Genomic DNA, 5,110 nt, shown 5'->3' with positions numbered 1-5,110 from the left:
GGGAGAGCGGATCGGGATGCAAAAAGGCGAGCGGATAAAGGCTCAGGCCACAGCCCGCAACCTCATTGCACTGAACATGCTCACGGACGGGCAGATTGCCCAAGTTACCGGCCTGAGTGTGGCCCAAGTCGAGGCCTTACGTGCGGACCAGTGAGGCTGTCCGGTGACCAAGCGCGCTCGCCGTTGCTAGACGCAAGCCATGAGCATCACGCCCGATCGCGACCACCCGATGACCCTGCCTGAGACCCACGCCAAGCGGCTGGCCGAGCTGGAGCGCTTCGAGCATTTGCTGTTCGGGAGATATCAGGGACGGACCACGTTAACGATCGCTGTGCCGAAACCGCTGACGTCATGACGCGCAAAGACCCGACCGCTGGGGCTGATTGCGTCTGGCAGAGCCTGGCCGGTGCGGGTGCCTACTGAGACGCGATCGGCTAGACTCACCCCATGAGCGCCGATCCCCGGGTAGCGGACACTAGCGCGCGCTGCCAGGAGGGCTCAATGAGCCACGACCAGAACTTCAAGAATCTCATCCTCGACGATCCACGCCAGGCCATTGAGTTTGCTGCGGCCAGCGAAGCCGCGCAGCTTGATGAAGGCGTGCGCATCCTGCCGCTGCGCGAGGAGCAGCTCAAGGCGCGCTTGGGTGATCGCTTTCGCGAGCTTGACGTGCCCTTGCTGCTCGAATGGCCGGATGGACGCCGCCAGGCGCTGCTGTTTGTCTTCGAGGAAGAAACCGAGCCCAAGCGCTTCTCGATCCATCGCCTCGGGCACTACTGTCTGGATCTGGCCGAGCTGTACCACACCGAGCGCGTGGTGCCGGTGGTGATCTTCCTGGCCTTGATCATAGCGCGGTCCACCCTTGACAGCTGGGTGCCTAAAAAATGCTAAGCCATGGTTTATGCTTAGCTTAGCGGTAGCAATCTTGACCTACTCTGTTGGTTTTGGACCGACTTATGATCAAGGCCATCTTCCTGCACCCTGCACCCTGGAGCGTACCGCGACATGCTCAGTCTGGGCAGCGACACACGCGTCTATCTGCAATTCAGCTATCTCGCCTGGCCATTATTCCGGCTGCGGGCACGGGATTATTTCGACAGCCCCAATCTGGTCGCGCGGCTGAACCTACCCAACATGCGCTATGCGCCCGAGGAGAAGGTCGACGTCTACGCCCAAGCCGTGCGCGGTCTGCGCACGCTGGAACCGGACCCCGAGCGGCAGATCAAATACCTGGACTTTGTCGACATTTATGCAAAGCTTGATGAGCATGAACGCCAGCGCTATCAGCAACAGTATGCCGAGGAGATTAAGACTATGAGCGCGTTTGCCGATCGGTTTATTGACCAGGGCGTGCAGCAGGGCGAAGCCAGGACATTGCTGCGTCAACTCACTCAGAAATTCGGCCCCGAAGCCGCACAGGTCCACCGCGAACGCATTGAAGCCGCCGAGTTAGAGCAGTTGGAAGCCTGGCTCGATCGCATCCTGATCGCCGAGACCCCCGAGACCATCTTCCACTGAGGCATGGGCGTGGGCGCGCCGAGGATCCGCGCCAAGCCACTGGCCTCATCTAACGCCCCAGCTAACCCGCCCGAGACCTCTGCCCATGACCGACTGGACTGCCGGCTACGTCGCCGACATTGGCTATACCTACGGCTACTACACCGAACTCAACCCGGCCCGCCTGGCGCTTGCATTCCTCAACGCCGGCCTGGCTGTCCCTGAGATCGCCACCGCTTGCGAACTCGGCTTCGGCCAGGGTCTGAGCGCCAACCTCCATGCCGCGGCCTCTCGGATCGCCTGGTACGGCACCGACTTCAACCCCAGCCAAGCCGCCTTCGCGCAGGCGTTGGCCGCCGCCTCTGGTCACGGCGCACGGCTCTCTGAGGCGAGTTTCGCCGAGTTTGCCGCCCGCGAGGATCTGCCCGACTTCGACTTCATCGGCGTGCACGGCATCTGGAGCTGGATCAGCGATGCCAATCGCCGCGTCATCGTCGACTTCGTGCGCCGCCGGCTCAAGGTCGGCGGGGTGCTCTATCTCAGCTACAACAGCTTGCCCGGCTGGGCGGCCTTTGCGCCCATGCGCCATCTGATGACCCAGCATGCCGAGACCCAAGGCGCCGCTGGGCATGGCCGCGTCAATCGCATCGACAGCGCCATCGCCTTTGCCGAGCAACTGCTTGCCACCAACCCCCTCTACAGCCGCGCCAACCCCCAGGTCAGTGAGCGCCTGACCAAGATGAAGGAGCATAACCGCCAGTATCTGGCACACGAATACTTCAATCGCGACTGGCACCCGATGCACTTCGCCACGCTCGCCGAGTGGCTGGAGCCGGCCAAGCTGACCTACGCCTGCTCGGCCCACCTGCTCGATGCCATCGATGCCATCAACCTCAGCCAAGACCAACAAGCCCTGCTCAACCAGCTCCCCGATGATGGCTTTCGCCAATCAGTGCGCGACTTCATGGTCAACCAGCAGTTCCGTCGCGACTACTGGGTCAAAGGCGCGCGCCGGCTCAACCCCCTTGAACAGGCCGAAGCGCTGCGCGCCCAACGCGTGATCCTCACCGCCCATCGGCCCGAGATCGCGCTCAAGGTCACCGGCAGCCTCGGTGAGGCCAGCCTCAGTGAGGCCATCTACAACCCACTGCTTGACCAACTCGCCGATCACAAGCCGCACAGCCTCGGGCAGCTGGAAAGTGCGCTGAAAGACCAGGCCATCAACTTCGGCCAACTCCTACAAGCCACCCTCATCCTCACCGGCGCCGGCCATCTCTCCCCGGTACAGGCCGACACGGCCATCCAGAAGGCCAAGAAGACCAGCGAGCGGCTCAACGCCCACCTGCTGCAGCAAGCCCGCGGCAGTGCCGATGTGCAGTACCTCGCCAGCCCCGTCACCGGCGGCGGCATCCAGGTCAACCGCTTCCAGCAGCTGTTCCTGCTCGCGCAGAGCCAAGGGCACAAGCAACCCGCTGATTGGGCGAGTCAGACCTGGCAGCTGTTGCAACGCCAAGGCCAGCGGCTGATCAAAGAGGGTAAGCCGATCGAGTCGGCCGAGGAGAACCTGGCCGAGCTGACCCAGCAGGCCGAGACCTTCGCCCAGCAGCGGCTGCCGATCTTGAAGGCGCTGCAGGTGATGTAAGTCTTAGCTCCAGCGGCAAGTTGAGGGTTCGAAATCCAGTGACAGTGTACCGAATAGCCAAAGGATCGCAACAGCCAAAGCCCCTCCCACCCTCGGCCGCGCATCGGCTAGACTGCAGGCATGAGCCGCGACCCCCGCATCCCCTGGCATGAACTGCTCGGCAAAGCCCTCACCGACGCGCTGATCGGGCTACCGTACAGCGTCAGCACCGAAGAAGAGCTCGCCCTGCGCAGCCAACGCCTGGATGTGCTGATCATCGAGCAAGCCCCGGCGACCGGCCGCGACCCTCAGCGCACCAAGGCGGCCCTGAAAACGCCCAACGCATCGCCCACACCTGAGCCCTATGCGGATGCGCCTGAACGCCCCGATGGCCTCGAAGACCTCGCCGCACACAATCTGCTCAGCTTCAAAGCCGCCGGCGCGCCCTATGACGCCTGGGCGCTGGAAGAGCTCAATAGCCACTACGTCACCTACCGCAAGCTCGCCTCCATCCGCGCCCTGCCACAGCAGCCCGCGCGCCAGCCACAACGGCCGACTAGCGATGAGTACCCCGTCAGCGACGCCGATCAGCGCTCACCACAACCGCCAGCGGGAGACGCCCGCGATCAACAACCCGTGAGCGAACCCGACACGGCCTATCGGCTGCTCCCCGCAGCCGACTTCCGCAGCTACGCCGTGGCCACCCATTTTCCACGCAAGCTGATCAAACAACTCCCACCGGGCAGTTGTCAAAGAACCAGCAAGCCTGGCATCTATACCCTACGCGCCGGCACCCGCGAGGTGCGCCTCATCGTCATCAACGCCCTGCGCGACCTGCCGCACAACGCCCCTTGGCGGCTGTTCTGCAGCAACAAAGCGCAGCAACGCGCGGCGCTACAGCAGTATCATCCCCACAGCGAGATCGGCCTACACCTCTACAGCCTCCTCGCCCACCACCTGCTCGGAGACGGCACCATGGCCCACACCTTTGAAGACATGCAACGCGAAGCCCACGAGTGGTTGAAGGACTCCATCCGCAAGCTCGATCCTGATGAGGTGCTTCAGTGCTACAACCCGGATGACGTGCTGCAACGTTACGCCCCAGAGGAGCGGCTTAAGGGGCTTGATCCTGCCATGATCGAGGCCTGGCTGAAGAAACACCGCCGGGATCACTGAATGGGTAGGGCGCGGCGCCACGGTCTTGAGCGACCACGTACGCCGAGTTCGTTACTGGCACCCAGATAGTCTGGTGGATGTCATGCCCATCCCGACAATCGCAACGCCGATGGCGGGCGCGAAAGGCCAGTGATTCCAGTTCCAAGGCGGAGCCAGCAAACACACGCAGCCGGCTGAGTGCGCGCTCTGGCGCATTCGGCAAGGCCAGCGCATCCTGTCCGGGGCGTTGTTGAAAATCCAGTGACAGTATACCGAACAGCCTGACGAGCGCAGCCAAAGCTCCTCCCGCCCCAGCCGCGCATCGGCTAGACTCGCCGCATGAGCGCTGACACCCCACCCGCAGACGCAGCGGCCAAGAGCGACCACGATAGCCCCTGGAAAGAAGCGCTAGAGCAGTATTTCCCCGAGTTCCTCGCGCTGCTGTTCCCAACCATCCATGCCGAGATCGACTGGTCAAAGGGCATGCAGTTTCTCGACAAGGAATTCCAGCAGATCGTGCGCGAGGCCAAGACCACCCGGCGTTATGCGGATAAGCTCGTCGGGGTCACGCGACGCGACGGCACACCGGTGTGGGTGCTGATCCATGTCGAGGTGCAAGGTGACCCGGAGACCGCCTTTGCTGAGCGGATGTTCACCTACCACAATAAAATCCGTGACACCTATCAAGTGCCGGTCGCCAGCCTGGCGGTCCTTGCCGATGCTGATCGCGGCTTCCGCCCAACGCAGTACAGTGCCGCGCTGTGGGACTGTCGGGTCGAGTTCCAATTCCCAGTGGTCAAACTGCTCGACTACACCACCCCCGAGCGCTGGGCCGAG

Annotated in this window: 3 protein-coding genes and 2 pseudogenes; all 5 read left to right on the top strand. The window is 63.0% G+C overall.

Annotation, left to right across the window (positions count from 1 at the left end; translation table 11 throughout):
• Positions 1–199 precede the first annotated feature (199 nt).
• Positions 200–355, top strand: coding sequence for a hypothetical protein (locus VBE63_RS24535; protein WP_323685638.1), 156 nt, complete (start codon positions 200–202; stop codon positions 353–355).
• Between the two features lie 146 nt (positions 356–501).
• Positions 502–1,518, top strand: a pseudogene (locus VBE63_RS31600) (DUF4351 domain-containing protein).
• An 85-nt stretch (positions 1,519–1,603) separates the two neighbouring features.
• Positions 1,604–3,139, top strand: coding sequence for a class I SAM-dependent methyltransferase (locus VBE63_RS24520; protein WP_323685637.1), 1,536 nt, complete (start codon positions 1,604–1,606; stop codon positions 3,137–3,139).
• Positions 3,140–3,259: 120 nt separating this feature from the next.
• Positions 3,260–4,294: a hypothetical protein gene (locus VBE63_RS24515; protein ID WP_323685636.1), complete on the top strand. Its 1,035-nt coding sequence runs from the start codon at positions 3,260–3,262 to the stop codon at positions 4,292–4,294.
• A gap of 318 nt (positions 4,295–4,612) precedes the next feature.
• Positions 4,613–5,110 (top strand): annotated as a pseudogene (locus VBE63_RS24510) (hypothetical protein); the annotation flags it as partial.

This window comes from Lamprobacter sp. (assembly GCF_034860625.1).
Classification (GTDB): Bacteria; Pseudomonadota; Gammaproteobacteria; order Chromatiales; family Chromatiaceae; genus Lamprobacter.
This window is presented reverse-complemented; position numbering and strand designations above follow the sequence as displayed.